The sequence below is a fragment of the Paenibacillus sp. JCM 9796 genome, from assembly GCF_055379675.1.
Window position 1 is genome coordinate 1,526,744 of record NZ_AP043723.1, and the last position, 25,611, is coordinate 1,552,354.

The following is a 25,611-nucleotide window of genomic DNA, read 5'->3' on the forward strand; positions in this document are numbered from 1 at the left end:
GCGCAGAAAGGCCGGAAGGCGCCCTAAGGGCGCCTTCCGGCCTTTCTGCGTAGTTTATATCCCGATTGTCCCGCTTAGGCCACGACCGAATGGAACGCCGAGATTTCCTTCACTAGGCTGTTGAACTCAAGCTCCAAAAATTTCTCCCGAACCTTGTCGGGATCCGGCCGCCACAAGCTGTCTTCGACCGCACAATCGATCGGGGCGTCGCACTTGATGGTAGCGAGCTCCCGGCATAAATGCAGCATGTCCAGATCGGACTCGATCTTCGCCTTGACCGACTTCGATAGCGAAGGCAAATTGGCAACGATGCCGTCAATCGATTCGTATTCGAGCAGCAGCTTGACGGCCGTCTTCTCGCCGATGCCCTTGACGCCGGGATAGTTATCGCTCGTATCGCCGATCAGCCCCTTCAAATCGATGAACTGGGCGGCGGTAAGCTGTTTCTCCTCGAGCAGCGTTTGCGCATCGTACACGGCGTAGTTGGATGCTCCCTTTTTCATAATAATGACTCTTGTGCGATCCGTCACCAACTGAAGCATGTCGTGGTCCCCGGTTAATATATGTACGTTCGTGTCGTCGCTTTCGAACTTTCGCGCCAGCGTTCCGATGCAGTCGTCCGCCTCGAACCCGGCGATGCCGACATTCGGTATGTTGAAGCTCGATACGACCTCTTTCACCAGATCAAACTGCGGCACAAGCTCTAACGGCGCATCCGGGCGATTCGCCTTGTAGCCGTCATATTTCTCGGTACGGAACGTCTTGCTGCCCATATCCCAGCAGCAGATGACGTGGGTCGGTTTAAACCTGGATATCGCATCCAGCATATATTTGACGAAGCCGTACACCGCGTTGGTCGGCAAGCCGGCACTTGTTTTCCGAATGTATCCCCCATAAGAATTGGCATAGTAACCGCGAAAAAGAAGCGCCATTCCGTCGATCAGCATCACGTTATTGTTGTCCATTCCCTTGCATCGCTCCAACCTTTTTCCTCTCATTATAGCATAGGAACCAAGGGCTCGCATTGGAAACGAAACCCGTCTACAGCTCAGAGCGGTCTATTACCGTCCGAACCGATGTCGTAACAAGCGTTCTCCCGGCCGGGGGTAAACATGGCTGGAAGAGAGCCCTGACAAATACACGAAGGCTGTAGAAACGTTTGCACTATTCCTGTTGCCTTGCAGTATGTTCAACTTATGATTAAAAGCTTTTGCTTTAGCGTAAGCTAGCCGCAAATTTTGCGAGTTGACGGTTTACTTTTCCAACAAAATTAAGATAATATAAGAAAAGCAGCTGTTTGCAGCCCTTTCAAAAAACATTCGTGCTCAAAACGAACCTTCGCTTACGATACACCCAGCACTCGGATCCAAGGATAAACATCCACTTTTCGGTTCGTTAATAAAGCAAATGATTTCAAGAGCAGCCGCAATACAAACGTTTGCACCAACTATGCAAATGGCACAGGCTCGCTCCACTTTCGGAGGAACTCCATGAATGTAACCATTATCGATGTCGCCAAAAAAGCCGGCGTCTCGCCTTCCACCGTATCCCGCGTCATTTCCGGCCATCCGCGGATCAGCCCGGCCACCGTCCGCAAAGTGAAGGACATCATGGAGGAGCTCGGCTATCATCCCAATATGATGGCCAAGAGCCTCGTGTCCAAAACGACGCAGACCATCGGATTGCTGCTGCCCCGCTCCGCAGAGGAATTGTTTTTGAACCAATTTTTCTCCGAGGTGATACGCGGCGTCGTTTCTCAAGCAGCCCGTTCGGAGTACGATCTGATGATGACGACGGGCATCACGGAGCGCGAAGAAGTGGAAGCCGTCACCCGCTTGGTGCGGGGCCGCCGAGTCGACGGCGTTATTTTGCTGTACTCGCGGAATTCCGATCCGGTCATTTCGTTCCTGAAGGAAGAGCGGTTTCCGTTCGTATTGATCGGCCGCAGTGAAGAGCATCCCGATGTTTTATCCGTGGACAACGATAATGTACAAGCCGCTTACGACGTAACCAAGCATTTACTCGCGCAAGGCCACCGGCGAATCGGCTTCGTCAGCGGACCGCCCAATCTGATCGTGTCGCGAGACCGTTTGGAAGGCTACAAGCAGGCGCTCGCAGATGCCGAAGTGGAATTTCATTCGGAGTGGATTGTCGAGGGCGAGTTTTTGCAGGAAAGCGGATACCGGGCGATGTCGTTCTTTATGACGCTCCCGGAACGCCCTACCGCCCTCGTCGTCATGGACGATCTCGTCGCTTTCGGCGTGCTTCGCGGCTTGACCGAGCTCGGCTACAAGGTGCCTCAGGATCTCAGTCTAATCGGCTTCAACAACATCCCGATGTCCGAGCTCGCCTCGCCGCCGATCAGTTCGGTGGACATCGGCATTTACCAACTCGGTTATACCGCTTCTCAAACGTTAATCCGAGCGGTTAAAGGGGAAGCTATCCATCATACGAGAATGATCATTCCGCATCGCTTGATCGCGCGCGAATCATCTCTGCATCACATTCAACCCTAAGGAGCTGAACGCAATGACACAAGACAAAAAGCCTTATCTGATCGACGCAATTGCAGGAAATTCAAGGTTTCTGGCCTCTCTTGGACGAACGGGACGGCTGTTCCGCCTATGGTGGCCGCACATTGACTACCCGCAGCATGTCGACGAAATTCGCAGCGGTTTGTTCGTGGACGGACATACGACAGCAACCACCTGGTTCGACAGCGAGCAGGACGGATGGCGGCATGAGGCCGGTTATGTGCCGCGCACGAATGTATTCCGCGTCGAGGCTGTTTCTTCGCATGTGCCGGTATCCGTCGAAACGTTAGATTACGCCGTACCTTCCGAAGATATTTATGTGCGCAGCTACCGTTTCACGAACCGGGGCAGTGAAGCCGTGTCGTTCCGGTTCCTGTATTACTCTTCGTTCCGTTCGATGGAGACGTCTTATTACCATACGACATCGTTTGAAGAATCGAACGACGCGCTTGTTCATCTACGCCACGAGTATATTTTTTCGGTCTCCAGTTCAAACGTTTGCGCAGGTTATCAGGCTGGCTCCGCCTGGAGCGACGCGCAAGACGGCGAGCTTGACGGCAACGTGATCGATATGACTCCGGACGGGGCGCTCAGCTGGCGCTTTGACGACGTGCAGCCAGGCGCCGTCATCGATGTGCCCGTCTATATCGCCGCCGGCTCCACCCGGCAGGAAGCTTACGACACCTTGGCCAAAGCGAAAAGCCAGCCCGAAGCGCACTGGCGCGAGCTGACCATCAGCTATTGGCACGGTTTTCTGGCCGCTGCGGTTCCCGCTCCGGCCGCCAGCGAATCGGTTCGCGAGCTGTATGAACGTTCGCTGCTCGGGATGAAGCTGATGTCCGACGAGCGCAGCGGCAGCGTCGTAGCTGCGCCGGAATTCGACGAAGGCTTCACCCGCTGCGGCGGTTACGCCTACTGCTGGGGGCGCGACGCCGCCTTCATCACGACTGCGCTTGATCGCGTCGGCCTTCAGGAACTGTCCACCCGCTTCTACGACTGGACGCTGACGGCCCAGGATCCGGACGGCTCTTGGCAGCAGCGGCATTACCACGACGGACGCCTGGCACCGTCATGGGGGCTGCAGATCGACGAAGGCGCGTCGATCCTATGGGGCATGTGGCAGCACTACGCTCACACCCGGGACGCCGCGTTCGCGGACCGCGTCTGGCCGGCAGTGGCGAAGGGCGCCGATTTCTTGATCGGCTATTTGGACGCCGAAACCGGACTGCCGCTGCCGAGCCGCGATCTGTGGGAGGAGCGCTCGGCTGAGCATACGTATTCGGCTGCGGCCGTATACGGAGGGCTGACCGCCGCGGCATCATTCGCCCGGCTTCGCGGCGATAAAGCGCTCGCGGCCGGCTGGAGCCGGGCTGCCGATACGATTGCGCGAAGCATCCGCGAGCGATGCTGGAACGAGGAGCGCGGGGCCTTGTACCGCGCGTTGAAGCTGGGCGTGCCGGAAGGCGTTTACCGCGAAGCTGCGGCTCAAGGACAGCCTGTCTCGACATCGGTGAACGCGAAAGGATATGTCACCTATGCGCTTGAGTTCGATCCGGTTCTCGACATCAGCTTGCTTGGGGTGTCCGTGCCATTCGGCGTCCTGCCCGTGGACGATCCGATCATGATCTCCACCGCGGAAGCGGTAGAGCAGGCGCTTACAGCGCCCGTCGTCGGCGGTATCAAGCGTTACGAGAACGACCCCTACATCGGCGGCAATCCTTGGATTCTGACCACGTTGTGGCTATGCCACTACCGGATCGCGCGCGGTCAATACGACGAAGCTTGGCGTCATCTTCAGTGGGCGGTCGAGCATCGCACTGCGATGGGGCTGCTGCCCGAGCAGGTGGATCAATTGACCGGCGAAACGGCATGGGTCGTACCGCTGACTTGGTCGCATGCGATGTATATCCTTGCCGTACAGATGTTAGTCGAGCATGGACAAATCCCGGCCACGCAAGCGACGGAATCTTAATCCCTCTTGCCTGCCAAGCTTAGTCCCGCAGCGTTCTTCTTAACCCCCGGTAACCGCTCGCCTTTTCCCGGAGGTGCTGAAGAACTGGGCTTGGATGCAAGCAGAAATCAGACACTTCACATGAATAGCGGAACTCTGGTGCGCTATCTGCCTTACTAATCGGCTTTTGAGCCGATCATAAGGCAAATTAGATCCCATGGTTCCGCTATTTGTTTCAATACGCCCCAACCTGTGCAAATCATGTACTGAAGTTCCGCTATTCGATTTACAGACCGCTCTTCTTGCCGATCACTCGCAAAAACTCGCCGATGCGACGGACTGCCTCCAGCAGCCTGTCCTCCTCTTGTACCAGCGCAATTCGGACATATCCTTCGCCTTCTTTCCCGAAGGCGTCTCCCGGGATTACGACAACTCCCGCGGTGTACAGCATTTCCCGGGAAATCTGTCGAGATGTCCATCCGTGCGGGATCGGCGCCCAGATGAACATCGACGCTTTCGGCTTAGGGATTGCCCAACCTGCGGCGTTTAATCCTTCCACGACGATATCTCTCCGCCTTTGATACAACGCGGCTACCGAAACGCTTCCCGGCTCCATATCTTCCCGCATCGCCTCAATTCCCGCCCGCTGCACCGCGAGAAACACCCCGTAATCAATATTCGACTTCAACGTGCGCAGAGCACGCACCGCCTCCGGCTGTCCGACCATAAACGCGATCCGGCAGCCCGCCATATTAAAGCTTTTCGACAACGAATGAAATTCAACGGCGACGTCTTTGGCCCCTTCCACTTCAAGAACGCTCGGCGGCCGAAAACCGTCAAACGCCATTTCCGAATATGCGATATCGTGGACGATCAGCAAATCATGCTGACGCGCAAAATCGACAAGCCTCTCGAAGAAAGGCAGCGTGGCGACCGCCGACAGCGGATTGCTCGGGTAGTTGAGCAGTATGAACTTCGCCTGCTTCAACACATCCGCCGGAATCCGGTCCAGCTGCGGCAAGAAATCATGTTCCGCACAAAGCGGCACAAGATAAGGCGTCACCCCCGCGATCACGAGACTCGCCGCATAAATAGGGTAACCCGGATCGGGCACGATAGCCACATCGCCCGGGTCGGTCACCGCCAAGGCCAGATGAGAGAGCCCATCCTGCGATCCCATAAGCGCAACCACCTCCGTCTCCGGGTCAAGCTTGACGCCGAAACGATAGTCGTACCATGCCGCCACCGTTTGCCTGAATGCAAGCGTTCCTTCCGTGCCCGGATAACCGTACAACGTCGGGTCTGCCGCCGCCTCGCTTAACGCTCTCCTCACCCGTTCCGAAGGTCCGCGGTCAGGACTGCCGATCCCCAGATCGATCACGTCTATTCCTCGCGCAATCACTTCGCGCTTCCACTGAGCCACCTCAGAAAAAATGGCCGAACCGAGTTCGGCCAACCGTTTGGACTCCCTTTTTTTCATCGAATCCATCCCCGACTTCCACTTAATATGGTGTATCCCATGAATCGTTCATACCTTAAAAGTTAATGCCCGTCAATTCGTGCACCTGCCACATCATGTACAGCAGAACAACGGCCAGCCCCAAATAAGCGGCGCCGAACTTCCATCTAGCCGCCGTCGGCACTTCATAGTACCGATCGTTCTCGTGTACCGAGTAGTCGATCAGGCAAAGCATTTCCAGCTGCAGCCCGTTCTCCTTCTGTACCCGCGGCAGTCCCATCAAGCGTACCCGATGAATAATCGAGGGCTGGCTCATCGGAACCGTACCTCGAAAATCCAGGCTGTCCCAATAGATGTCGACCAGCTGCTGCTCTTCCTTCAAATCGGTATACGTCGTAAAAAACAAATCACGCTTATGCTCGGTTCCCGGAATGATATACCCTTGAGCGATTAGCGGTTCGGCGTCAATCATGAAGCTTAGCGTGAGGGAGCGCTTCTCCCCGTGTTTGCGGTTTTTCACGTATTTCTTATACAGGTCATAGGCAAATAACGCCCAGATCAGCATCAAAATCGGACTAAACCGGTAAATAATGAACGCGAGCCCGCCGATCAGACCGACCAGCCAAAGCCAGCGCGTAACCGCGGTTGAAATGCGGCCGCCGTCCAGCGGATGAATCGGGAGCAAATTCAGCAAATTGATGAAAAAGCCTACATAAGATAACGTATACAGAAAATCGCTATCCTTCACATAGGCTGCGCCGAACACAGCCATCGCCCCGATTGTCCCCAGCAGCGGCCCGCCGAAGGCGAGATACGCTTCCGTTACGGCATCCCGGGGATGACGCTTCATACTGATCATCGCTCCGAGAAACGGAATAAATACCGGCGCCGTCACCGGCAGCCCCTTTTGCTTGGCGGCAAGCACATGACCGAGCTCGTGCACAAAGATAAGCAAGACAACGCCTACGGCGAATTGCCAGGGATAAATGATCGCATACGCTCCGACGGAAATCGCCATCGAGATGATGGCTCCACCAGCTTTTCCTAATTTAAGCAGCGGAAGCAGCAGCTTCAGCTGCGATAACAAGAACATGACTGCGGCTCCGATGAACCATAGGGGGTTTTGCTTGTTCCTCTCTTTTTTTTGCTGCAAACCAGGCCACGCTCCTTCAGGGTTTATACGGACCGGCTCCAGTTTTCCGTGTACTGCTCCGGCTTGAAGCCCACCGTCACCCGTTCGCCGTCCGTTACGACCGGGCGTTTGATCAGCATGCCGTGGGAGGACAACAGCTTGATTTTCTCCTCCTGCGAAAGATGAGGCAGCTTATCTTTCAATTGCAGTTCTTTGTACACGTCGCCCGACGTATTAAACCACTTTTTAATATCGAGTCCGCTTCGTGCAATTAAATCGGTCAGCACTTCCACCGTCGGCGGATGTTCCTTGATATGATGTTTGTTCACAGTCCAGCCTTCGTTTTCAAGCCATTTCACCGCGCTTCGGCACGTGCTGCAGGTCGGATATTCGTAAATCGTAACCGTGTTTTTATCATGCGTTGTCGTCATTGTGTTCAACCTCGTTTCTTGAATTCCCTTTTATTATACCGATGACCCGGAACGGCCTGCAAATCTACGCGTCTCCAGGGTTGAAAAAAGCGATGCCGCGGTCACATAATGAGGAAGAAGCCCAGATTCGAAATCCGCTGATAAAGGAGAGCGCCGTCACGTGATTTACATCATTAAATTTGTATACGCGTTTTTGCTGCCGCCGGGCCTCTTCGTCGCGCTTCTGCTGCTCGCCGCCGGATGGCTGTACCTCAAAGTAAACCGCAAAGCCGGATGGACGATGCTGGCAGCGGCCTTGCTGCTGTATGCAGCTTCGATCCAGCTCGTGAGCGACCCGATCGTGCGCAGTCTGGAGAACCGGTACACTGTTCCTGACCGACTGGACGGCGACGTATACGTGATGCTGACGGGAGGTGCGCTCGGCGGTGTTGCGAGCCCGGCGGGAGAAGGGCAGCTATCCGGCTCAACGCTTCAACGCGTCGTATCGGCTGCCGAGCTGTACAAGCAGAAGCCGCTGCCGATCCTCGTATCCGGCGGACAAGTGAACGAGAACACCGGGAACGAGGGGCAGCTTTCCAAACGGACGCTGCTCCGCTTAGGCGTACCCGAGCAGGACATTTTGCTCGACGATAAGAGCCGCACCACCCGGGAAAACGCGCAAAACAGCAAGGAGCTGCTGACGAAAACCGGACTGAGCCGCCCGATTCTCATCACATCGGCCTTCCATATGGCCCGGTCGGTGAAACATTTTGAGGCTCGCCAAGTCATCGTGACTCCGTACCCGGTCGATTTCCGAACGAGTCCGGGCACGCTCCCGCGAACGTACATGCAGCTGTTGACGCCCAAGTCCAGCTCGATGGACGATATCGCGGTCGCGCTGAAGGAATATTTGGGCATGCTCCAGTAAATACGAAAAATCCGCGGGCCGGTTTCTCCGATCGGAGCCGCCCTGCGGATTTTGATTTGCGCTTTACCGTGCAAGTCGTGCCAAGCAATGCTCCATATCGTCCGGCATCGGCGCCTCGAACTCCATCCACCGCTTCAGTGTCGGATGCGTCAAACCAAGCGTGCATGCATGAAGCGCATGCCTGTCGATCCCGGCTTCAGCGGATTCGCTCTTGAAGCCGTACAGCTTATCGCCGAGCAGCGGGTGGCCGAGATGCTGCATATGCACGCGAATCTGGTGTGTCCGCCCCGTCTCCAGCCGCAGCCGGACAAGCGTCGCTTCGGCGAACCGCCGCTCGATCCGGTAGTGCGTGACCGCGGCATAGCCCGTTTCCGTTACGATGCGGAGATGCGGAGCGTCCGGATTGCGGTCGATCGGCGCATTCACGGTGCCGGCATCGTCGGCCATGCGCCCGTGGACGATGGCGAGATACTCTTTCTTCAACTGATGCGCCTGCATCTGCTCGGAAATTTGCTGGTGGACGTAAGGATTTTTGGCTACCGCCAGCGCACCGGACGTCTCCTGGTCCAGCCGGTGAATGGGACGGAAACGGAAGTTTTCTCCGCGCTCGCGCCAGTAATGAACGACGCCGTTCGCGATCGTTCCGGTGTAGTGGCCATGCGTCGGATGCACGATAAGGCCTGCCTCTTTATTGAGCACGAGCAGTTCCTCATCCTCGTATAAAATGTTGAGCGGCATCGGCTGCGGCATAATGTCGTCCGATTGTTCCTCGATCATGCGGACGGCAACCCGATCGCCGGTTCTCACCTTCACATCGATGTATTTCCGCTCGCCGTTCACGGTTATGCCCTGCTCCGTCATTTTTAAGCGCGAGAGCAGCTTGCGGGACACGCCCAAGCGGCTGCGAAGGACAGTACGCAGCACAATGCCGTCGTCTTCCGGCGGCACTACATATTCTAAAGGCTTATAGTAGGTTGTCATGATTTACGTCTGAACACCTCGGCGCTGCGCGCATACTCCACATCGGGGACTGCTGCGCGATGGTTGGCCGTACGGGCGATCGTGAAGAACAAATCGGACAGGCGGTTCAAATACCGGCGGACCTCTTCGTTGATCGGCTGCGTCCGCGCTAACGTCACGACCCGCCGTTCCGCCCGGCGGCATACCGTCCGGCAGACGTGCAGCGTCGAAGATGCCACGCTCCCTCCAGGCAAAATAAACCGCTTGATATCCGGCGTTTCCGCATCGTATTTATCGATCCATGTTTCCAGGCGATCGACCATCTCCGCCGTTACCTTGTAAGGCCGAAGCTCTTGCTTCAGCAAAGCCAAGTCCGAGCCGCAGTCGAACAGCTCATGCTGAATCTCCAGCAAATCGGCGAGTAAATCGGCATCTCTTCCCGCATCCAGGAAGCCCATCGCTTGCCCGACAAAGCTGTTCAATTCGTCCACCGTCCCGTACGCCTCGACCCGAACGTCGTCCTTATCCACACGGCCCCCGATCACACCGGTTTGTCCCGCATCTCCCGTACGCGTATAGATTCGCATTCGAACGCCTCCTGCCTGTTGATTATTTATTTTGTATCATCTCATATAAACGGTCCATATCCAAGTGCATCCGCACGTGGTCGGCCAGCCGGTCGAACGCCGCTTCGCGCCGCTCCAGAAAGCGCAGGGCTGCGGGCAGCGGCTCCCAGCCTTTGGCCACGCGGATTTGATTCAGAAACGCGCGCCTGAAGCCGTCATTATGCAAGATGCCGTGCAGGTACGTCCCCCATTGGCGGCCATTCGCCGATGCGGCACCGTCCGCGGTCAGCTCATCCGAGTCAGGAACCGTTCCTGCAGCAGCGAATCCGCAAGGGCGCACCCGGAATGCGGGTGTTACCGGTTCGAGAAAGGTTGTCCGCCCCATATGAATCTCGTAACCGGTGACGGGGCAGCCGGCTTCGCCGGCGCCGGCGTACAACGCTGTACGGCCTTCGACGCGTACGGTCCGTTTGTCGCTTGCAAACACCGTTTCGGTAGGGAACAGGCCGAGGCCCGGCAGTTCGGGGCGATCGGACTCGACAAGATCAGGATCGAGCAGCCGGGCGCCCAGCATCTGATATCCGGCGCAAATGCCGACGATCCAACCGTCATGAGCCGCCAGCGTCTGGATTTGGCGGTCCAAGCCCGTTTCGCGGAGAAAGAGCAGGTCGTCGACCGTGTTTTTGCTCCCGGGTACGATAACCGCATCCGGCCGGCCGAACTCGGCGGCTGTCGTGACGAATCGAACCCGCACATCCGGTTCGTACAGGAGCGGATCGATATCCGTAAAATTCGACAGGCGCGGGTGGCGGATGACGGCGATGTCGAGCACACCGTCTTCGTCCGGGGTACCCTTGGGAGCGCCATGTCCGCTTGATTCAGCCAGCTTCCGGTCAAGCGAAGCCGAATCCTCGTCTTCGAGGCCGAGGTCAGGCAAATAAGGAATGACCCCGAGCACCGGCTTGCCCGTACGCGCCTCCAGCCAGTCGATGCCCGGCTTCAGCAGCGTCGCGTCGCCGCGAAACTTGTTGATCACGAAGCCCTGAACGCGCGCCCGTTCCTCCGGGGTCAAAATATCGAGCGTCCCGACGAGCGACGCGAACACGCCGCCGCGGTCGATATCCGCGACAAGCAGCACCGGAGCGTCCGCCCACCCGGCAAGCCGCATGTTGACGATATCGCGGTCCTTCAGGTTGACCTCGGCCGGACTGCCCGCCCCTTCAATCACGACGATATCGCATGTTTGCCGAAGCCGGTGCAGGGCCTCTTTCACGACCCCTTCCGCTTCGGGCAAATATCGCTCCCGATATGCGCGCGCGTCCAAATCGCGGTAAGGCTTGCCATGCACGACAACTTGGGACACCATGTCTTTTTTGGGCTTCAACAAAATCGGATTCATATCGGTCGTTGCCGCGATCCGGCAGGCGTCCGCCTGCATCCCTTGTGCCCGCCCGATTTCTTTCCCGTCGGGCGTCACGTAAGAGTTGAGCGACATGTTCTGCGACTTGAAGGGCGCCACCCGATGACCATCCTGCAGCAAAATGCGGCAAAGCGCTGCGGTCAGCAAGCTTTTGCCGACGTCGGACGCCGTGCCCTGCAGCATTAGCGTCGCCGCGTAAGGCGGCGAACCGGCCGAGCCCGCAGGCCCCGGCCGGGCAGCGGCAGCCGCGGCGATTGTGCGGGCGCTTGCAGGGGAGCTCGCCGCCGCCGAAGCTTTTCCAGCAGCTTGACCGTCTGCAAGCAGCGCCTCGAGCGCTTCCCGCAATGCGGCGATCAGCCTGCGATGGTCCTCCGGCCGCTTGACGGCCAGCCGGCCATAGGAGGCATCCAAACCGGGGAACGTCGAAGCGTCGCGGATCAGGATACCCCGTCGGCCCATCTCCCGCTGCAAATCCCCGATCCGCAAGCCTAACGGCCGCAGCGAGAACAATACGAAATTGACCTCGCTGTCGTATACTTGAAGCCCGAGCCCCCTCAGCCCGGCGACAAGCTGCTCCCGCGCGGGCTTCAGCCAAGCGAGCGTCCGCTGCGCATAATCGCGGTCGTCGAGAGCGGCCGCGCCGATCCATTGCGCCGGCGCGTTCACGCTCCACGGCACCTGCAGACGCCGCAGCTCGGCGATCCGCTCCGGATGCGCGACCGCATAGCCGAGCCGGATGCCGGGAACCGCATAAAACTTCGTCATCGATCGGATGACGATCAACCGCCGGCTTTGCGCCGCAGCTCGCGCCAGCGTAAACCGCTCCTCCTCCGCGACGAAATCGAGAAACGCTTCGTCCACGATCGTATGGGGACTCTCGCAGCCTCCCTTGCCGAGGCTGCCTTCTGCAAGCGCCTGCCGCACATCGGCGGGCAGCAATCGGCCCGTCGGGTTGTTCGGGTGACCGAGGAACAGCAGGTCGCACCCCGATGCGGCCGCTTGAAGAGCAGGCAGCTGCAGCTCAAAGCCGCGGTCCGCTTGAACAGGAATATCAACAATACGGCCGCCGCATTTATGGACCGCTTCTTCGTATTCGCTGAAGGAAGGCCGCACCAGGCCGGTCGTCCCGGGCCGCAGCGCCCGCACCGTCAAATCGATCAGCTCCGCGGCTCCGTTGCCGACGAGTATGCAGGCCGGGTCAACGCCGTGTCTGGCGGCCAGCTTCAGCGTCAGCTCCCGCACAGCCGGGTCCGGATAATGCGCGAGCTCCCGCCACCGATCCGCCAGCATCGCTCGTACCGCCTCCGGAGGCCCCAAAGGATTCATATTGGAGCTGAAATCCAGAAACCCGTCCTTCGGCTGTCCGAATATGTCGGCCGCCGTCCGCAAATCCCCTCCGTGTCCGTATTGTTCCAGCATGAGACACGCTCCCTTCTTGTATCATCTCACCGCCATCATCCACAGCAGCAGCAGCAGCGCCGCTTCGATCGTTTCATTCATCGCGCCGTACGTGTCGCCGGTCAAGCCGCCCAGCTTTCTGGCGATATACGTGCTCATGACCGTGCCGAGCACACCTGCCGTCAAGCCGAACGCCAGCGCCAACCTTAGGCCTTCTCCGGGCGTCGAGCTTATCCAGCCGGCAGCTGTTAAGCCGCAAATGGTTAGCCAAGACAGCGCCAGAGCAAGCGCCGTTTGCACGCCCGCATGCCGCCATCCGACCCCGCGAAAAAAACCGCCCAGCCCGCCGCTTTGCGACGCTCTCGCATAGGGCCAGCCGACGATCGCCGCCACCATGAACCAGCGGCTCCACAACGGCGCAAGCGAGACGAGCGGCCAGCTGGAGGGCAGTCGTTCGCCGGATGTGCCGAGCAGCTCGGACAACAGCGACCATTTGATGAGCAGCAGCAGCACGCAAGCAATGACGCCCATGGCGCCGACGCGGCTGTCTTTCATAATTTCAAGCATACGCTCGCGAGAGCGGTGACTGAAAATTCCGTCCGCCGTATCCATGAGACCGTCCAGATGCAGCGCGCCGGTCAAGGCGATCCAGCCGCAGAGCGTCAGCGCAGCCGCTACCGTCGGCGGCAGGCCCAAGGCCGTCAGCATACCGCCGAGTACAGCAACGAGCCCCCCCAGCACCCAGCCGACGAACGGATAAAAAACGACGCTCCGCCGAAACAAAGCGTCATCGTACTCGAGCCGGACCGGCACCGGAAGCCGGGTCAAAAACTGAAAGGCCGCCGCGCAAGCGGCACCCCACGCTCCGATCAGAGCGACAACAGCGCGCATATCAGCAGCCCTCCTGCCATGAGATAACTGACGCCGTACAGCATCCCCACCGTGCGGACGATATCGTCCCGTCCGCGCTGCCGCAGCGGCCAGCCCATCCGGGCGCGTTCGCTGGCGCGCCCATGGTAGACGTTCACGCCGCCAAGCTCGATGCCCAGCGCGCCGGCCGCCGCCGATTCAGGAATGCCGCTGTTCGGACTCGGATGCAGCTTCGCGAAGCGAAGCACCGCCTTCGCCGCGCGCTTTCCCGACATACCCGGCGCGCAGCACGCCCACACTACGAGCAGCAGGCCGGCCAGCCGGGCGGGTATGTAATTGAGCACATCGTCCCAGCGCGCCGAGGCCCAGCCGAAATCCGCATACTTGTCGTTCTTGTACCCGACCATCGAATCCAGCGTGTTCGTCGCCCGGTACAGCATCGCCAGCGGCGCGCCTCCCAATAAAGCGAAACAAATCGGAGCTGTGAACGCATCGACGATGTTCTCCGCCACCGTCTCCACCGTGGCGCGCGTCAGCTCCGGCTCCTCCAGCTTCGTCGTATCGCGCCCGACGATATAACCGGTGAAGGTGCGCGCTTCGGCAAGCCGTCCTTCCCGCAGCGGCACATAAACGGCCATCGCCGCTTGCTTCAGGCCTTTGACCGCGATGGTGGTCGAGATGAACCATACGTTAACCGCGTACCCAAGCCATGGATGGATCCAAAACGCCGCCCAGACGATGGCGTAGATGACGGCAAACGCCAAACCTACCGTCAGCGCTGTCAATACGAGCCCGCGCCTGCGAAGCGAAGCGGGCGGCAACGGCCGCCCGTCCTCTCTTAGCCGGCGCTCCAGCCATCCGATCCATCGCCCGATCCACACAACCGGATGCGTCAACCAGCGCCAGGCCGGATCGCCGACGATCCAATCCGTGACGATCGCGGCCAAGGCCATCCAGGCCGCTTCTTCCCAACTGTATACAAGCAACTCCGTTCCCTCGCCTTCCCCGGCTACAGACGAAACTCACGGCTTTTCAACTCAACGGCAATGCCGGCCGTAACCAGAAACACCTGGTCCGCTTCCCGGGCCAGACGCTGGTTCATACGACCGGACAAATCGCGGAATAACCGTCCCAGCTTATTTTCGGGCACAAGCCCGCTGCCGACTTCGTTCGTGACAAGCACGACAGGCCGATCCAGCTCCCGGAAAGCTTCAACCAGCTCCCCGATCTTCCCTTCCAGCAGCCGATCGCGGGCGCTGTGCCCTTCAAAGCGCAGCAGCCAGTTCGACAGCCATAAGGTCAGGCAGTCGACCAGCACGACCGGCGCATCCGCCTGACGCAGCGTCTCCGCCAGCGCGTAAGGCGCTTCCGCCGTCGTCCATGAAAAACCGCGCTCTTCGCGCTCCTGGCGATGAAGCCCGATACGCGCTTTCATCTCTTCGTCATACGCGTGCGCCGTCGCAACGTACAACCCTTCGGGGGCGAGCGTGGCGGCATACCGCTCCGCGAAGGAGCTTTTGCCGCTGCGCGCGCCGCCCGTCACCAACACCTTCATTGCACGAGCCTCCCGATGCTATCTGTTTTTGTGAATGCCTACGCCAAATGCCAAATGCCGAACCTTGAACGAAACCGCTCAGCCGCCTCCCCTATCTCCCGGCCGCGGACCGGTGGGGCTACACCTTCTCCGGCGTACTCTTATCCACCGCTTGCGAGATGCCAGCATCGTCGAACGTCGCCATCTGGCTCATAATATTTACGGCCGCTTCGATAAGAGGGAAGGCGAGCACAGCGCCCGTTCCTTCGCCGAGCCGCATATCCATGCGCAATATCGGCGCAAGGCCGATTCGCTCCAGCAGGCGGGCATGCCCCTGCTCGTGCGACAGGTGCGAAGCGAGCATATACGACGTGCTGAGCGGGGCAAGCCGCGATGCGATCAGCGCAGCCGACGACGAGATGAAGCCGTCGATCACGACCGGGCAGCGATGCCGGGCGGCCCCGAGAATGACGCCGACAAGCCCGGCGATCTCCAGCCCGCCCACCTTCGCCAGCACGTCGATCGGATCGTCGGCATTCGGCCGATTCCGCTCGATCGCCCGGCGAATGACGTCCTGCTTATGCGCCAGCCGCACGTCGTCAATGCCGGTCCCGCGCCCTGTCGCTTGCACCGTGTCGGTCGCGCCGAGCACGGATAAAATCGCCGAGCTGGCCGTCGTGTTGCCGATGCCCATCTCGCCCGCCGCGAACAGCCGGTAACCGCGCGCGGCCAGCTCGCCGGTCAAGTCGAAGCCGGCGGCAATCGCCGCAATCGCTTCTTCACGCGTCATCGCCGGGCCCTGCGCCATGTTGGCCGTTCCTTTGCGCACCTTGCGCGAGACGAGCGACGGATGGCTCAAGTCGGCATTCACGCCGACGTCGACGCAAACGACATCGGCTCCGACCTGGCGTGCCAGCACGTTGACGGCCGCACCGCCGTTCAAGAAGTTCAATACCATCTGCGGCGTCACTTCCGACGGGAAGGCGCTCACGCCCTCCTCGCACACGCCGTGGTCGCCGGCCATCACAATGACCGCTTTACGCGACAAATCCGGGTACAACTGCCCCGTAATCCCGGCAAGCTGCTTCGCCATATCCTCAAGCCGGCCTAAGCTGCCCGGCGGCTTCGTCAGCCGATCCAGCCGCGCTGCGGCTTCCGCCCACTTGCCGTCATATATAGGCTCAATACCGGAAACGAAGTCCTTCCACCTGTCGTTATTCATCATGAACGCCCCCTGCCAATAAAATTTGCGGGACGCCCCGTTCGGGATGAGACACCACGAACGGCCGCGTACCGTATACCCTTTCGAGCAAATCCTCCTGCAGCACATCCCCCGCTCCGCCAATCCCGGCAATGACGCCTTCGTGCAGCAGCAGCAGCCGGTCACAATATTGCGCGGCCAAGTTCAGATCGTGAAGCACCGAGACGACCGTCATGCCGCACTCCTTCTGCCACAGGCGAATCCTATCCATCATCTCGAGCTGGAAGCCGATATCGAGGAACGTCGTCGGCTCGTCCAGCAGCAGCAGCTTCGGCTGCTGCGCCATCGCCTTGCCGAGCGCGACACGCTGGCGTTCTCCGCCGCTCAGCGCGTCGACCGGGCGTTCCCGCAGCGGCTCGAGCTTGAGCCAGCGAATGACGCGGTCGACCAAGGCGGCGGCGTCTTCCGCTTCATCACCGAACCAGTTCTGATACGGGTAACGGCCCATCTCCACCACTTCCTGCACCGTGAAGCCAACCGGCTGCAGCGCATCCTGCTGCAGCACCGCGACCTGCCGGGCCAGCGCTTTACGCGAGTACTCGCCGACCGGCTTGCCCGAAAGCTTCACCGTCCCGCCGTCTATCGGCTCGACGCCGGCCATAGCCTGCAGCAGCGTCGATTTGCCGCCGCCGTTCGGACCGAGAATGCCAAACCATTCCCCCGGCTCCACCTGAAAGTCGATGCCGTTCAGAACTGTCCGCGCGCCGTACCGCTTCACCACCCGTTCCATCGCAACCTCGATCATGGCAAGTCCCCCTTCGCCGCATTCGCCAATCTCCGCCTAACCGCCGTCCAGCCTCCTCCTTCGTTTCCTAGCGTCCCCTTACCGTTTCCCTGCTGCGCTCACACCGCTTGGTCCCGAATGATGCGCTTTCGTCGTCGCAACAAATAAGCGAAGAACGGCGCGCCCATGAATGCGGTCACCACGCCTAGCGGAATCTCCGTCGGACTAAGCAGCGTGCGCGCAAGCGTATCCGCGAGCAGCACGTAGATGGCGCCGCCTATCACCGATAACGGCAGCAGCAGGCGGTAATCCGGCCCGGCGATCAGCCGCAGCAAGTGCGGCACGAGCAGTCCGACGAACGCGATCACGCCGGAGACGGATACGGCCGCCGCCGTAATTAATGTGGAAGCGATCAATACGATCAGCTTGGTGCGCTCGATGTTGACGCCTAAGTATGCCGCTTGCCGCTCGCCTAGCGCGAATACGTTCATGGCCCGGCCGTAACCGGTCAGCACCGCTACGCCAATTACCAGGTAAGGCAGCAATATCAACGTATACGACCAACCGCGAAGCGCCAAGCTGCCCATCAGCCAGAATATAATTTCATTGATGACCTGCTTCGACATCGAGACCATCAGCGAGACTAGGGCCGACAAAAACGCCTGCATCACCACACCCGATAAAATCACCGTTTCGATCCGCAGCTTGCCGTCCGCTCTCGCCAGCATCAGCACGACCGCAAGCGTTAGCGTTCCTGTACCGAAGGCGACCGCCGGAACGCTCCATTCGCCGAATACATACTGCAAGCCGAATAAGATAAGAAAGGAAGCGCCGACCGACGCGCCCGAGGAAACGCCGAGCGTGTACGGATCGGCCAGCGGATTGCGCAGCACCCCTTGGAAAGCGGCGCCAGCCAGTCCCAAGGCCGCTCCGACGAGCATCCCGAGCACGACGCGAGGCAGCCTGACCTTCCACACGATTTGCTCCGAAGACGTTTGCCAATCTACCGTTAAGCGCCCCTCCATGCCAGGCAGGTGATGCAGCAATATTTTCCAGACGTGCACGAAAGGCACCTGCACCGAGCCGACCGATAATGAGACGGTTGCGGCTAACAGAAGCAAGACAAGGCAAGGTCCGCCCCATAGCATCAGCTTCCGCTTCATTAGTTCACCAGTTCCGGATAAATTCCTTTGGCGATTTCCTTCAAGCCTTCCGTAATTCGCGGACCCGGACGGCTTGTCGTATCTTTATCGATGCCGGCCAGCTTGTTTCCTTTCACCGCTTCGAGCTGATCCCAGCCGCTGCGCTCGCGAATGATTTGGTCGAGCGATTTTTTCGACTTGTCGTCGATCAAATTTTTCGGATACAAAATGACCTGCGGGTTTGCGGCGATGACTTTCTCTTCGCTCAGCTTGACGTACCCTTTCTCCGATGCGTATACGTTGATCCCGCCTGCCGTCTCGATCAGTTCGCTCAAAAACTCGCCCGAACCGACGGTATAGCCCGGGGAAAATTCGATGAACACTTTTTTCCTCTGCTCCGGCTTTACTGATTTTACAGCGTCGACCACGCTTTGCCGATCCGCTTTCATTTGCTCGACGAGCTTCCGGGCTTCTTCTTGGCGATCGAAAATTTCGCCCATTCTCTCAATGTTCGCCAGGACGTCGTCCATCGTTTTCGGCTGTACCTGATACAGATTGATCTTCAGCTCGCGCAGCTTGTCCACCGTCGGCGCTTTCATGGAAACGCCGGTCAGAACAAAATCGGCGCCCGCTCCGATCAGCGCTTCTTCGTTCGGCTTCGTGATGCTGCCGAGCTTCGGCTTCGTCGCAGCTTCCGCCGGGTAATCGCAATAATCCGAGACGCCGACGATTTTACTCCCGAGTCCGAGCGCAAACAAGATCTCCGTTTCGCTCGGTGACGTCGAAGCGATCCGCTCCGGCGCTTTCTCAAACACGAATTCCTTGCCTGTCGCATCCTGCACCTTCAGCGGGTATGTCGTCCGCTTCGCTTGCTCCGTTCCTTCCTGCTGGCTGCTCTGCGCTTTCGGCGGGTCGACGAGCTGACCTTGGTTCGGCGCGGTCGCCTTACTGCCGCAAGCAGCCAATGCGGCCGCAAGCGCTAAGCTGACGACGGCCGTCGTCAGCTTTCGCAAGTATCGTTTTGTGCTGGTATTCATCATCTTTTCTCTCCTTCATTCATCATTGGCTAGAACGTTCCCTTGACTGAACATACAAAAAAACCTCCGCCTGCGGACGCGAATCCGGAGCAGAGGGCATGTTTCAGACCCGGTCCCGGGTCGTAAAGACCTGGGGCCGGAGCAAACCGCCGCTGCGCTCCTTTTCCGCGAAAGGAACAAGCGTATGAAGTTCGGGCAGGTTTCCTGGCTTCCGGGCTCCTTTCGGCGCTTTCTCGCCTTCCCAACCGGCAATTGCCGGCAAGTGGCTATCAGAGAGAGCTTATCGCCCGGTTACAGTGGCGGGACCGCGCCGGAATCGCACCGGCTTCCCTTTTAACCTGCGAACCAGCGGCTTTCGCCGCCCGCAGGCACCCGAACCTTTATTTAGAACAACGCCGCTTATTGCCCAATCGTTCAGGACAACGGCTATTTTTGCGCAATGTGCTTCATCACTTGCTTCGCTTTTTCAATATCCGGCGCATTTTGCGGAATGAACGCGTACAAGTCTTGGCCGCTCAGGCCCAGATCGGCGAACCATGTCGTCTTCTCGACCGAGATGCCGAATAAGTGCTTTTCGAGCTTGCCGTCCGGATTCCCGTCCACCGGCAGTTCCAGCACTCCGTCCGGGAAGTCTTCCGCCTTCGCCAATTCGTCGAGCGGCACGTATCCACCCTGCTTACCCAAGCCCCGGAATTGATCGCCGGGAAGGATGAGAATTCCGTTACCGGCCGCCGCAACCTCAATGATCATCTTCTCGAGCGAAAACATCGGGGAGACCGCGACAGCCACCGTTGGGGCTTCTCCCACTTTAGACACAAGGGCCGCTTCAAGCTTCTCCGCCGCACCGCCCGGCATGCTTGTCGATGACATGATAAAAATCGGCACGTCCGCTTTCGTTCCTCCGCCGCCGCATCCGGCCAGAAGCATAAGGACCAACGCGATGACCAGCCAGCTTCCTTTCCTCAAATCCTTTTCCTCCCATTTGCCGCGTTGCGTCAAAACATTCATCTGCTAGGTCTCTATCGACCTATCTTACCATACCCGAAAGGCTTGTATCAAAATATAAGGAATAACGAAAAGAAGCCGTTCAGGAACGGCTTCCACGATGACGATTCATATATTCATTAATTTTAATGTCCAGTTCCATACTAATCTCGACGACTCGAGGGGAAGTTAACGTATTCCCGCTTTGGACTAACGATTCCAGCTCTTGTCGCAGACGGTAAATTTCATCTTCTAAAGACGTTGCGGATGAGTTTGTTTTCCGTTTACCAAAAATCCACTTGGCATTGCGATCGTTCTCTTGAATCCATACGACGTTCAAATACTGCCGAAGCCGATATTCCGGAAATGCCATCGTTCATCCCTCCCGTTCCCGATCTTTAGACCTATGGATAACAGCTTCATAAAGGATTTATCTATGAAACTTCCATACATCTAACATACCAGTTTTGGAGAAACTTGAAAATGACTATTTTTGTCGAACCTACAACTTTTTCATGAAATTTCCTATTCGATCGATCGCTTCCGTCAATTGACTGACCGAATAGGCGTAGGAACAGCGTAAAAAACCTTCGCCGCCCAGTCCGAACGCAGATCCGGGCACCGCCGCGACCTTCCCCTCGAATAAAAGGCGCTGCGCAAATTCCTCCGAGGTAAGGCCGGTCGCTTGAATCGAAGGAAACGCATAAAACGCTCCTTGCGGCTCATGGCACGGCAAACCGATCTGGCTGAAACCATGCACAACTAACCGCCTGCGCTGATTGTACGACTCCACCATCCGGTCCTTCTCCTCCAGCCCGTGCCGAAGCGCTTCGATGGCCGCCACTTGGCCCATTGACGGCGCGCACATGACGGTGTATTGATGGATTTTCAGCATGGCCGCAATCAAATCGCGGTGTCCGCAAGCATACCCCATCCGCCATCCGGTCATGGCGAAAGCCTTGGAGAACCCGCTAACCAGAATCGTCCGGTCGCGCATGCCGGGTATGGAGGCGAAGCTGACGTGCTTTTTCTCATACGTCAGCTCGGCGTATATTTCGTCCGAGATGACGATAAGATCGTGCTCCTCGACGATTTTGGCGATAGGCAGCCAATCCTCATAGGTCATGATGCCTCCCGTCGGATTGCTGGGGTAGCACAAAATCAGCACTTTAGAGCGAGGCGTGATGGCCGCTTTCAATGCTTCAGGCGTCAGCTTGAACTGATCTTTGGCGAACGTCTCGATCCCTACGGGAATGCCGCCGCCGATTTTCGTAATCGGGCTATACGAAATATAACAAGGCTCCGGGATCAGAATCTCGTCGCCCGGCGTAACCAACACGCGAAGCGCCAGGTCGATCGCTTCGCTGCCGCCGACCGTAACGAGCACCTCGTCCGTCGGTTCGTAAGGGACCTGGAACGAATCGTACAAGTATTCGGCGATAGCTTCGCGCAGCTCCGGCAAGCCGGAATTCGGCGTATATTTGGTGTTTCCCCTCTCCAGCGCATAGACGCATGCTTCTCTGACGTGCCAAGGCGTGCTAAAGTCCGGTTCGCCGACGCCAAGGGAGATGATATCTTTACTGCCGACAGTCAGATCGAAAAACTTGCGGATCCCCGAAGGCGGAATTTCGCGTACAAGCGGAGCAATATAGCTCGACATCGATTTCTTGGTTTGACTTTGACTTTGTTGTTCTATCATCGTTCACGACGTCCTTTACGGTGAGATTAGCAGACGGCTGTCGTCCTGATGATCCTCGAACGAAATCCCGTCCTGTTTATACTTTTTCAAAATAAAATGCGTCTTCGTCGACAGCACGCGATCGATCGGGGACAACTTGTTCGATACGAACGACGCGACTTCCTTGAGCGTCTTGCCTTCAATTTCAACAAGCAAATCGTACGCTCCCGACATCAAGTAAACCGACTTCACTTCCGGATATAAGTTAATACGCTCCGCTATGGCATCGAAACCGCGGCCGCGTTCAGGTGTAATCTGCACTTCGATTAAAGCGGTGACTTTCTCGCTATCCACTTTGGCCCAATTCACGACCGTCGCGTATTTTACGATAACGTTCGCTTCCTCGAGCTCGCGGATCGCCTCCGCCACTTCCGCCTCCGGTGCCGCAAGCATAGTCGCGATCAGGGCTGGTGTGCGGCGAGCGTCTTCCTTCAGCAGCTCAATGATTTTCATTTTGAATTGTTCCATGGACTCATCCTCCTGTTTAAACAAGAAACTATTTCTTCATATTACACCTATCGCACCCGCTTGGCAAAGCAAAAATAGGTGATTCCTCTTCGAGGTTCCGGGCGCAAAAAAAAGGCGTTCAGCTTCATTCCGCTGGACACCTGATATGGGCACTGGTAGGATTGGCGGGCTTGGCCGCTATGAATGAACGGACGACTTCGACGATGCAACGGGCAGCAGCTTACGCATATACATTTCAATCTCCCGGTTACGGTACTCCGGCAATATGGAAAATTCCATCTGCGAAGCGGCGTTATTGTCCGACAGCCGGCCGAGGCCAACTAATCGTTCTTGATCATAAGCGGCGATAATACGCCCGCTTTGACATATCGTTTCATATTCGAAGACCGGAAAGCCGTCGGCTTCTCCCGCCATAGAGTCGATCCATTGACGAAATTGCGCTTCACCCGGAAGCTCGTTATGCAGCGCGATTTTCATTTCGCGATTCTCCTCCCCTGATTCAGGACCGTAACATCCACCTGCTTTATATTTATTATTATACACATTATTGAATAAATATGCAAACCCTCTGAATGAAAAATACCCGGCTTCTTAGCCGAGTATCTTTGTATTCGTTTAAAAAATATCCATGCTTAAATAGCGTTCGCCCGTATCGGGAGCTATGCATAACACCCGTTTGCCGGCTCCAAGCCTGCGCGCCACCTGCAACCCGGTCCACACCGACGCCCCTGCCGACGGCCCGACAAGAATGCCCTCGCGCCTGGCGAGCTCGCGCATCGTATGCAGCGCGTCCTCGTCGGATACTTGCACAATCTCGTCGTATACGCTCGTATTCAAGATCGCCGGAACAAAGCCCGGGCTCGTCCCGACCAGCTTGTGCGGCCCCGGCTTGCCTCCGGACAGCACCGGCGAGCCTTTAGGCTCGACGACATAAATCTGGATGTCCGGCAGCTCCTTGCGAAGCGCTTCACCCGTACCGGTAATCGTGCCTCCCGTTCCGGAAGTGGCGACGAACGCATCGAGACGCCCTTCCATCTGCTCGAGAATTTCGAGCGCCGTCGTCACCCGGTGGATGTCCGGGTTCGCGGGGTTTTCAAACTGCTGCGGAATGAAGCTGTCGGGGATTTGCCCGCGAAGCTCCTCGGCCTTCCGGATAGCCCCTGGCATGCGCTCCTCGGCTGGCGTGAGCACAACTTCAGCCCCATAGGCTTTCAGAATATTAATCCGTTCCTTCGACATATTATCCGGCATGATCAATATCGCCCGGTACCCTTTGGCCGCCGCATTCATCGCCAGTCCGATCCCCGTATTCCCGCTCGTCGGCTCGATAATCGTAGCCCCCGGCTTCAGACGCCCGTCCTTCTCAGCTTGTATAATCAAATTATAAGCGGCCCGGTCCTTCACGCTGCCGCTGGGATTGAAATATTCAAGCTTTACATACAATTCGGCATCGTCTTCGCCTGCCAGCCGCCGAATCCGAACTGCGGGAGTGTCCCCGATCAGCTCGGTGATGCTGTTTACCATTCTTGTTCGCTTCGTCATACCGCGCCGCTCCTTTACTTCCGCTTGCGCCGGGTGCGAACACCCGGGCCTATGGCCTTAATTGTAAAGACCCGGACCGCCCGAGGTCAAGTCGGCCGTTTGTCTGGCCCGCCATCACGCGGCATGCGCCTTGCGCATGAAGTAATAGGCGGCCAGCGGCGAGCTGCCGATGCCGAGCAGCAGCCAGTTCATCACCGCAGGAGAGCTCGCGAAGGAAATGACGGCGACGAACACGGCTGTGCCGAGCAGCCTTCCCGCATTCAGCGCCAGCTCGCGCATAACGATGTACTCCTCGCGAAGCTTCACGCTCTCCTCTTCTTTGCCGATTAAATCGAAGACGATGGTCGTCATAGGGATGCTGTACAGCGGATAGAAAATCGCGGCCCCTATTCCAAAAATCAGCAGCGTCGTGAAGCTTACCTTCCAGAAGAAAGGCAAAATGATCAGAACCAGCATCACAACGCCGATCAGCATGGCCATTCGCCGAAATCTTGGCTTCAACAGACGCCCTGCCAGCATGAAGAACACCAGCGAGACGGCCGAGGAAATGAGCGCGAAATTGCCGAGCTTCATCTCGTTGCCCGTATGCACATACACGAGCAGCGCAATCATGAAGCCGAACACGCCCTCGCGGCAGCCTTGAGCGACAAGCGCGGCGCTGACCGTGCGCCATGCGGTATCCTTTTGCCTTAAACATCTCCATGTCAGCATCCATTCATAAGTGCCGGTCGTCTTCCGCTTTTTCAGAAAAAAGCTGACGATCACGCCGACGACAAAGACGACCAGCGACAGCGTAAAAATAAACCGGTATCCGCTGACGGCGCCCATGCGTACGATCAACATACCGGAAAGCCACGGGGCAATCATCCCGACGCCCGACCCGATGAGGCCGACCCAGCCGTTGAACCGGTCACGACTGTCGGGATCCGTCACTTCGAAATAAACGACATTGAACGCAAGCCAAAAAAAGCCCGCGGCGAGCCCCTGCGTTACGCCGAGCAGCACGAAATATTCAGCTGCGCTTTCGCCGAACCACAGCACAATCAAGTAGAACAGCGCGGAAACCGCCACGCCGGCACGCAGACAATTCATCTTGTTATGTTCCTTCACCCATTTACCCGAGATCCAGAACGTCAGCGCCATCGTCAAATGATGAATCAGCGTAAACCAACCGATCAGCGTGAAATCTTGCTTCGCCTTCCACAAGTACACGTTAACGAACGTCCCGGATAAAGCGTTGCCTGCCGCAAAAAAACCGCTTACCGCAAGCAGCAGTCTGGACTGTGCGGAGAGCGGCTCGCCTTTCTTCAGGACGGATTTGCGGCCGCCCCGCTTTCCTTCCTCTTCATGTTCCCCCCGCACCTCACGCCATTCGTGCCGGTCTTTCCCGTCTTGCAGCAAGCCCGTCCTGCCATGGTGCGAATCATGTTTCGATCCGGTGTACATGCCCTCACCCTCTCTTTGGAGTGTGTAAGCTTTAGCTTCCCCAATCGGCCGGAAAGCATGACCTGAAGCAAAAAAAAGAAATCCTCCGCCGGCGACCCAGCTTCGGA

The 25,611-nt window shown here is 57.9% G+C and carries 24 protein-coding genes and 1 riboswitch; of the genes, 3 read left to right on the plus strand and 21 right to left on the minus strand.

Annotated features, from left to right (window positions below; translation table 11 throughout):
- Nucleotides 1–74: 74 nt before the first annotated feature.
- A complete protein-coding gene (locus ACZ439_RS07475) occupies nt 75–965 on the minus strand; it encodes a 5'-3' exonuclease (protein ID WP_054797960.1) in 891 nt (296 codons plus the stop codon).
- 525 nt (nt 966–1,490) lie between these two features.
- Between ACZ439_RS07475 and ACZ439_RS07480 the strand changes: the two genes are divergently transcribed.
- Together ACZ439_RS07480 and ACZ439_RS07485 are read left to right on the plus strand one after the other, a co-directional pair.
- Complete coding sequence (locus tag ACZ439_RS07480; RefSeq protein WP_127608228.1) at nt 1,491–2,516, plus strand: LacI family DNA-binding transcriptional regulator; 1,026 nt, start codon at nt 1,491–1,493, stop codon at nt 2,514–2,516.
- Between the two features lie 13 nt (nt 2,517–2,529).
- A complete protein-coding gene (locus ACZ439_RS07485; protein ID WP_464620833.1) occupies nt 2,530–4,506 on the plus strand; it encodes a glycoside hydrolase family 15 protein in 1,977 nt (658 codons plus the stop codon).
- 265 nt (nt 4,507–4,771) lie between these two features.
- Here the strand turns inward: ACZ439_RS07485 and ACZ439_RS07490 are convergent, their stop codons facing one another.
- From ACZ439_RS07490 to ACZ439_RS07500, 3 genes are read right to left on the minus strand one after another with little or no spacing between them, the layout of a single operon-like run.
- Nucleotides 4,772–5,965, minus strand: a complete 1,194-nt coding sequence (locus ACZ439_RS07490) for an aminotransferase class I/II-fold pyridoxal phosphate-dependent enzyme (RefSeq protein ID WP_141334960.1) — start codon at nt 5,963–5,965, stop codon at nt 4,772–4,774.
- Between the two features lie 55 nt (nt 5,966–6,020).
- Nucleotides 6,021–7,097 (minus strand): site-2 protease family protein, encoded by a 1,077-nt coding sequence (locus ACZ439_RS07495; RefSeq protein ID WP_464620834.1) that lies wholly within the window; start codon nt 7,095–7,097, stop codon nt 6,021–6,023.
- Between the two features lie 23 nt (nt 7,098–7,120).
- On the minus strand, nt 7,121–7,507 hold the full coding sequence (locus ACZ439_RS07500) for an arsenate reductase family protein (protein WP_127608232.1): 387 nt from the start codon (nt 7,505–7,507) through the stop codon (nt 7,121–7,123).
- A gap of 160 nt (nt 7,508–7,667) precedes the next feature.
- Between ACZ439_RS07500 and ACZ439_RS07505 the strand changes: the two genes are divergently transcribed.
- Nucleotides 7,668–8,414: a YdcF family protein gene (locus ACZ439_RS07505; RefSeq protein WP_054797959.1), complete on the plus strand. Its 747-nt coding sequence runs from the start codon at nt 7,668–7,670 to the stop codon at nt 8,412–8,414.
- Nucleotides 8,415–8,477: 63 nt separating this feature from the next.
- Here ACZ439_RS07505 and ACZ439_RS07510 read toward each other — a convergent pair whose 3' ends face one another.
- From ACZ439_RS07510 to ACZ439_RS07590, 17 genes are all read right to left on the minus strand, one after another.
- A complete protein-coding gene (locus ACZ439_RS07510; protein ID WP_141334966.1) occupies nt 8,478–9,395 on the minus strand; it encodes an RluA family pseudouridine synthase in 918 nt (305 codons plus the stop codon).
- A complete protein-coding gene (locus ACZ439_RS07515) occupies nt 9,392–9,961 on the minus strand; it encodes a cob(I)yrinic acid a,c-diamide adenosyltransferase (protein WP_054797958.1) in 570 nt (189 codons plus the stop codon). The genes ACZ439_RS07510 and ACZ439_RS07515 overlap by 4 nt, the downstream gene beginning before the upstream one ends.
- A gap of 22 nt (nt 9,962–9,983) precedes the next feature.
- Nucleotides 9,984–12,779, minus strand: coding sequence for a cobyric acid synthase (locus ACZ439_RS07520; protein ID WP_464620835.1), 2,796 nt, complete (start codon nt 12,777–12,779; stop codon nt 9,984–9,986).
- 21 nt (nt 12,780–12,800) lie between these two features.
- The gene (cobS, locus tag ACZ439_RS07525; RefSeq protein WP_464620836.1) at nt 12,801–13,649 is read right to left on the minus strand and encodes an adenosylcobinamide-GDP ribazoletransferase; all 849 of its coding nucleotides are present in this window, start codon (nt 13,647–13,649) and stop codon (nt 12,801–12,803) included.
- The gene (cbiB, locus tag ACZ439_RS07530) at nt 13,628–14,614 is read right to left on the minus strand and encodes an adenosylcobinamide-phosphate synthase CbiB (RefSeq protein WP_464620837.1); all 987 of its coding nucleotides are present in this window, start codon (nt 14,612–14,614) and stop codon (nt 13,628–13,630) included. Before cbiB ends, cobS begins: the two co-directional genes overlap by 22 nt.
- Nucleotides 14,615–14,637: 23 nt before the next feature.
- Entirely contained in the window at nt 14,638–15,183 is a 546-nt protein-coding gene (gene cobU, locus ACZ439_RS07535; RefSeq protein ID WP_054798129.1) for a bifunctional adenosylcobinamide kinase/adenosylcobinamide-phosphate guanylyltransferase, read from the minus strand.
- Between the two features lie 118 nt (nt 15,184–15,301).
- The gene (cobT, locus tag ACZ439_RS07540) at nt 15,302–16,384 is read right to left on the minus strand and encodes a nicotinate-nucleotide--dimethylbenzimidazole phosphoribosyltransferase (protein ID WP_464621117.1); all 1,083 of its coding nucleotides are present in this window, start codon (nt 16,382–16,384) and stop codon (nt 15,302–15,304) included.
- Nucleotides 16,377–17,168 carry an ABC transporter ATP-binding protein gene (locus ACZ439_RS07545; RefSeq protein ID WP_054798131.1) on the minus strand — a complete coding sequence of 264 codons (792 nt, stop codon included), beginning with the start codon at nt 17,166–17,168 and terminating at the stop codon, nt 16,377–16,379. The genes cobT and ACZ439_RS07545 overlap by 8 nt, the downstream gene beginning before the upstream one ends.
- A 98-nt stretch (nt 17,169–17,266) precedes the next feature.
- A complete protein-coding gene (locus ACZ439_RS07550) occupies nt 17,267–18,310 on the minus strand; it encodes a FecCD family ABC transporter permease (protein WP_127608240.1) in 1,044 nt (347 codons plus the stop codon).
- Nucleotides 18,310–19,326 (minus strand): ABC transporter substrate-binding protein, encoded by a 1,017-nt coding sequence (locus ACZ439_RS07555; protein WP_464620838.1) that lies wholly within the window; start codon nt 19,324–19,326, stop codon nt 18,310–18,312. The genes ACZ439_RS07550 and ACZ439_RS07555 overlap by 1 nt, the downstream gene beginning before the upstream one ends.
- Nucleotides 19,327–19,503: 177 nt before the next feature.
- Nucleotides 19,504–19,717, minus strand: a riboswitch (cobalamin riboswitch).
- 35 nt (nt 19,718–19,752) lie between these two features.
- Nucleotides 19,753–20,292: a hypothetical protein gene (locus tag ACZ439_RS07560; protein ID WP_464620839.1), complete on the minus strand. Its 540-nt coding sequence runs from the start codon at nt 20,290–20,292 to the stop codon at nt 19,753–19,755.
- Nucleotides 20,293–20,413: 121 nt separating this feature from the next.
- A complete protein-coding gene (locus ACZ439_RS07565) occupies nt 20,414–20,683 on the minus strand; it encodes an aspartyl-phosphate phosphatase Spo0E family protein (protein ID WP_054798132.1) in 270 nt (89 codons plus the stop codon).
- A 129-nt stretch (nt 20,684–20,812) separates the two neighbouring features.
- Entirely contained in the window at nt 20,813–22,009 is a 1,197-nt protein-coding gene (locus ACZ439_RS07570; RefSeq protein WP_127608241.1) for an aminotransferase class I/II-fold pyridoxal phosphate-dependent enzyme, read from the minus strand.
- Nucleotides 22,010–22,024: 15 nt separating this feature from the next.
- A complete protein-coding gene (locus ACZ439_RS07575; RefSeq protein WP_054798133.1) occupies nt 22,025–22,516 on the minus strand; it encodes an Lrp/AsnC family transcriptional regulator in 492 nt (163 codons plus the stop codon).
- A 177-nt stretch (nt 22,517–22,693) separates the two neighbouring features.
- Nucleotides 22,694–22,993 (minus strand): hypothetical protein, encoded by a 300-nt coding sequence (locus ACZ439_RS07580; RefSeq protein ID WP_054798134.1) that lies wholly within the window; start codon nt 22,991–22,993, stop codon nt 22,694–22,696.
- A gap of 138 nt (nt 22,994–23,131) precedes the next feature.
- Nucleotides 23,132–24,058, minus strand: a complete 927-nt coding sequence (gene cysK, locus ACZ439_RS07585; protein ID WP_127608242.1) for a cysteine synthase A — start codon at nt 24,056–24,058, stop codon at nt 23,132–23,134.
- Nucleotides 24,059–24,172: 114 nt separating this feature from the next.
- The gene (locus ACZ439_RS07590) at nt 24,173–25,504 is read right to left on the minus strand and encodes an MFS transporter (RefSeq protein ID WP_464620840.1); all 1,332 of its coding nucleotides are present in this window, start codon (nt 25,502–25,504) and stop codon (nt 24,173–24,175) included.
- Between the last annotated feature and the right edge of the window lie 107 nt (nt 25,505–25,611).

What these genes read in the sequence shown, in the direction of transcription:
- ACZ439_RS07580 (WP_054798134.1), bottom strand. Translation starts at nt 22,993, where the DNA reads ATGAAAATCGCGCTGCATAACGAGCTTCCGGGTGAAGCGCAATTTCGT.
- ACZ439_RS07555 (WP_464620838.1), bottom strand. Translation starts at nt 19,326, where the DNA reads ATGAATACCAGCACAAAACGATACTTGCGAAAGCTGACGACGGCCGTC.
- ACZ439_RS07520 (WP_464620835.1), bottom strand. Translation starts at nt 12,779, where the DNA reads ATGCTGGAACAATACGGACACGGAGGGGATTTGCGGACGGCGGCCGAC.
- ACZ439_RS07550 (WP_127608240.1), bottom strand. Translation starts at nt 18,310, where the DNA reads ATGAAGCGGAAGCTGATGCTATGGGGCGGACCTTGCCTTGTCTTGCTT.
- ACZ439_RS07570 (WP_127608241.1), bottom strand. Translation starts at nt 22,009, where the DNA reads ATGATAGAACAACAAAGTCAAAGTCAAACCAAGAAATCGATGTCGAGC.
- ACZ439_RS07485 (WP_464620833.1), top strand. Translation starts at nt 2,530, where the DNA reads ATGACACAAGACAAAAAGCCTTATCTGATCGACGCAATTGCAGGAAAT.
- ACZ439_RS07490 (WP_141334960.1), bottom strand. Translation starts at nt 5,965, where the DNA reads ATGAAAAAAAGGGAGTCCAAACGGTTGGCCGAACTCGGTTCGGCCATT.
- ACZ439_RS07545 (WP_054798131.1), bottom strand. Translation starts at nt 17,168, where the DNA reads ATGATCGAGGTTGCGATGGAACGGGTGGTGAAGCGGTACGGCGCGCGG.
- cobU (WP_054798129.1), bottom strand. Translation starts at nt 15,183, where the DNA reads ATGAAGGTGTTGGTGACGGGCGGCGCGCGCAGCGGCAAAAGCTCCTTC.
- cysK (WP_127608242.1), bottom strand. Translation starts at nt 24,058, where the DNA reads ATGACGAAGCGAACAAGAATGGTAAACAGCATCACCGAGCTGATCGGG.
- cobS (WP_464620836.1), bottom strand. Translation starts at nt 13,649, where the DNA reads ATGCGCGCTGTTGTCGCTCTGATCGGAGCGTGGGGTGCCGCTTGCGCG.
- ACZ439_RS07575 (WP_054798133.1), bottom strand. Translation starts at nt 22,516, where the DNA reads ATGGAACAATTCAAAATGAAAATCATTGAGCTGCTGAAGGAAGACGCT.
- ACZ439_RS07500 (WP_127608232.1), bottom strand. Translation starts at nt 7,507, where the DNA reads ATGACGACAACGCATGATAAAAACACGGTTACGATTTACGAATATCCG.
- ACZ439_RS07565 (WP_054798132.1), bottom strand. Translation starts at nt 20,683, where the DNA reads ATGGCATTTCCGGAATATCGGCTTCGGCAGTATTTGAACGTCGTATGG.
- ACZ439_RS07590 (WP_464620840.1), bottom strand. Translation starts at nt 25,504, where the DNA reads ATGTACACCGGATCGAAACATGATTCGCACCATGGCAGGACGGGCTTG.
- ACZ439_RS07515 (WP_054797958.1), bottom strand. Translation starts at nt 9,961, where the DNA reads ATGCGAATCTATACGCGTACGGGAGATGCGGGACAAACCGGTGTGATC.
- ACZ439_RS07510 (WP_141334966.1), bottom strand. Translation starts at nt 9,395, where the DNA reads ATGACAACCTACTATAAGCCTTTAGAATATGTAGTGCCGCCGGAAGAC.
- ACZ439_RS07480 (WP_127608228.1), top strand. Translation starts at nt 1,491, where the DNA reads ATGAATGTAACCATTATCGATGTCGCCAAAAAAGCCGGCGTCTCGCCT.
- cobT (WP_464621117.1), bottom strand. Translation starts at nt 16,384, where the DNA reads ATGAATAACGACAGGTGGAAGGACTTCGTTTCCGGTATTGAGCCTATA.
- ACZ439_RS07475 (WP_054797960.1), bottom strand. Translation starts at nt 965, where the DNA reads ATGGACAACAATAACGTGATGCTGATCGACGGAATGGCGCTTCTTTTT.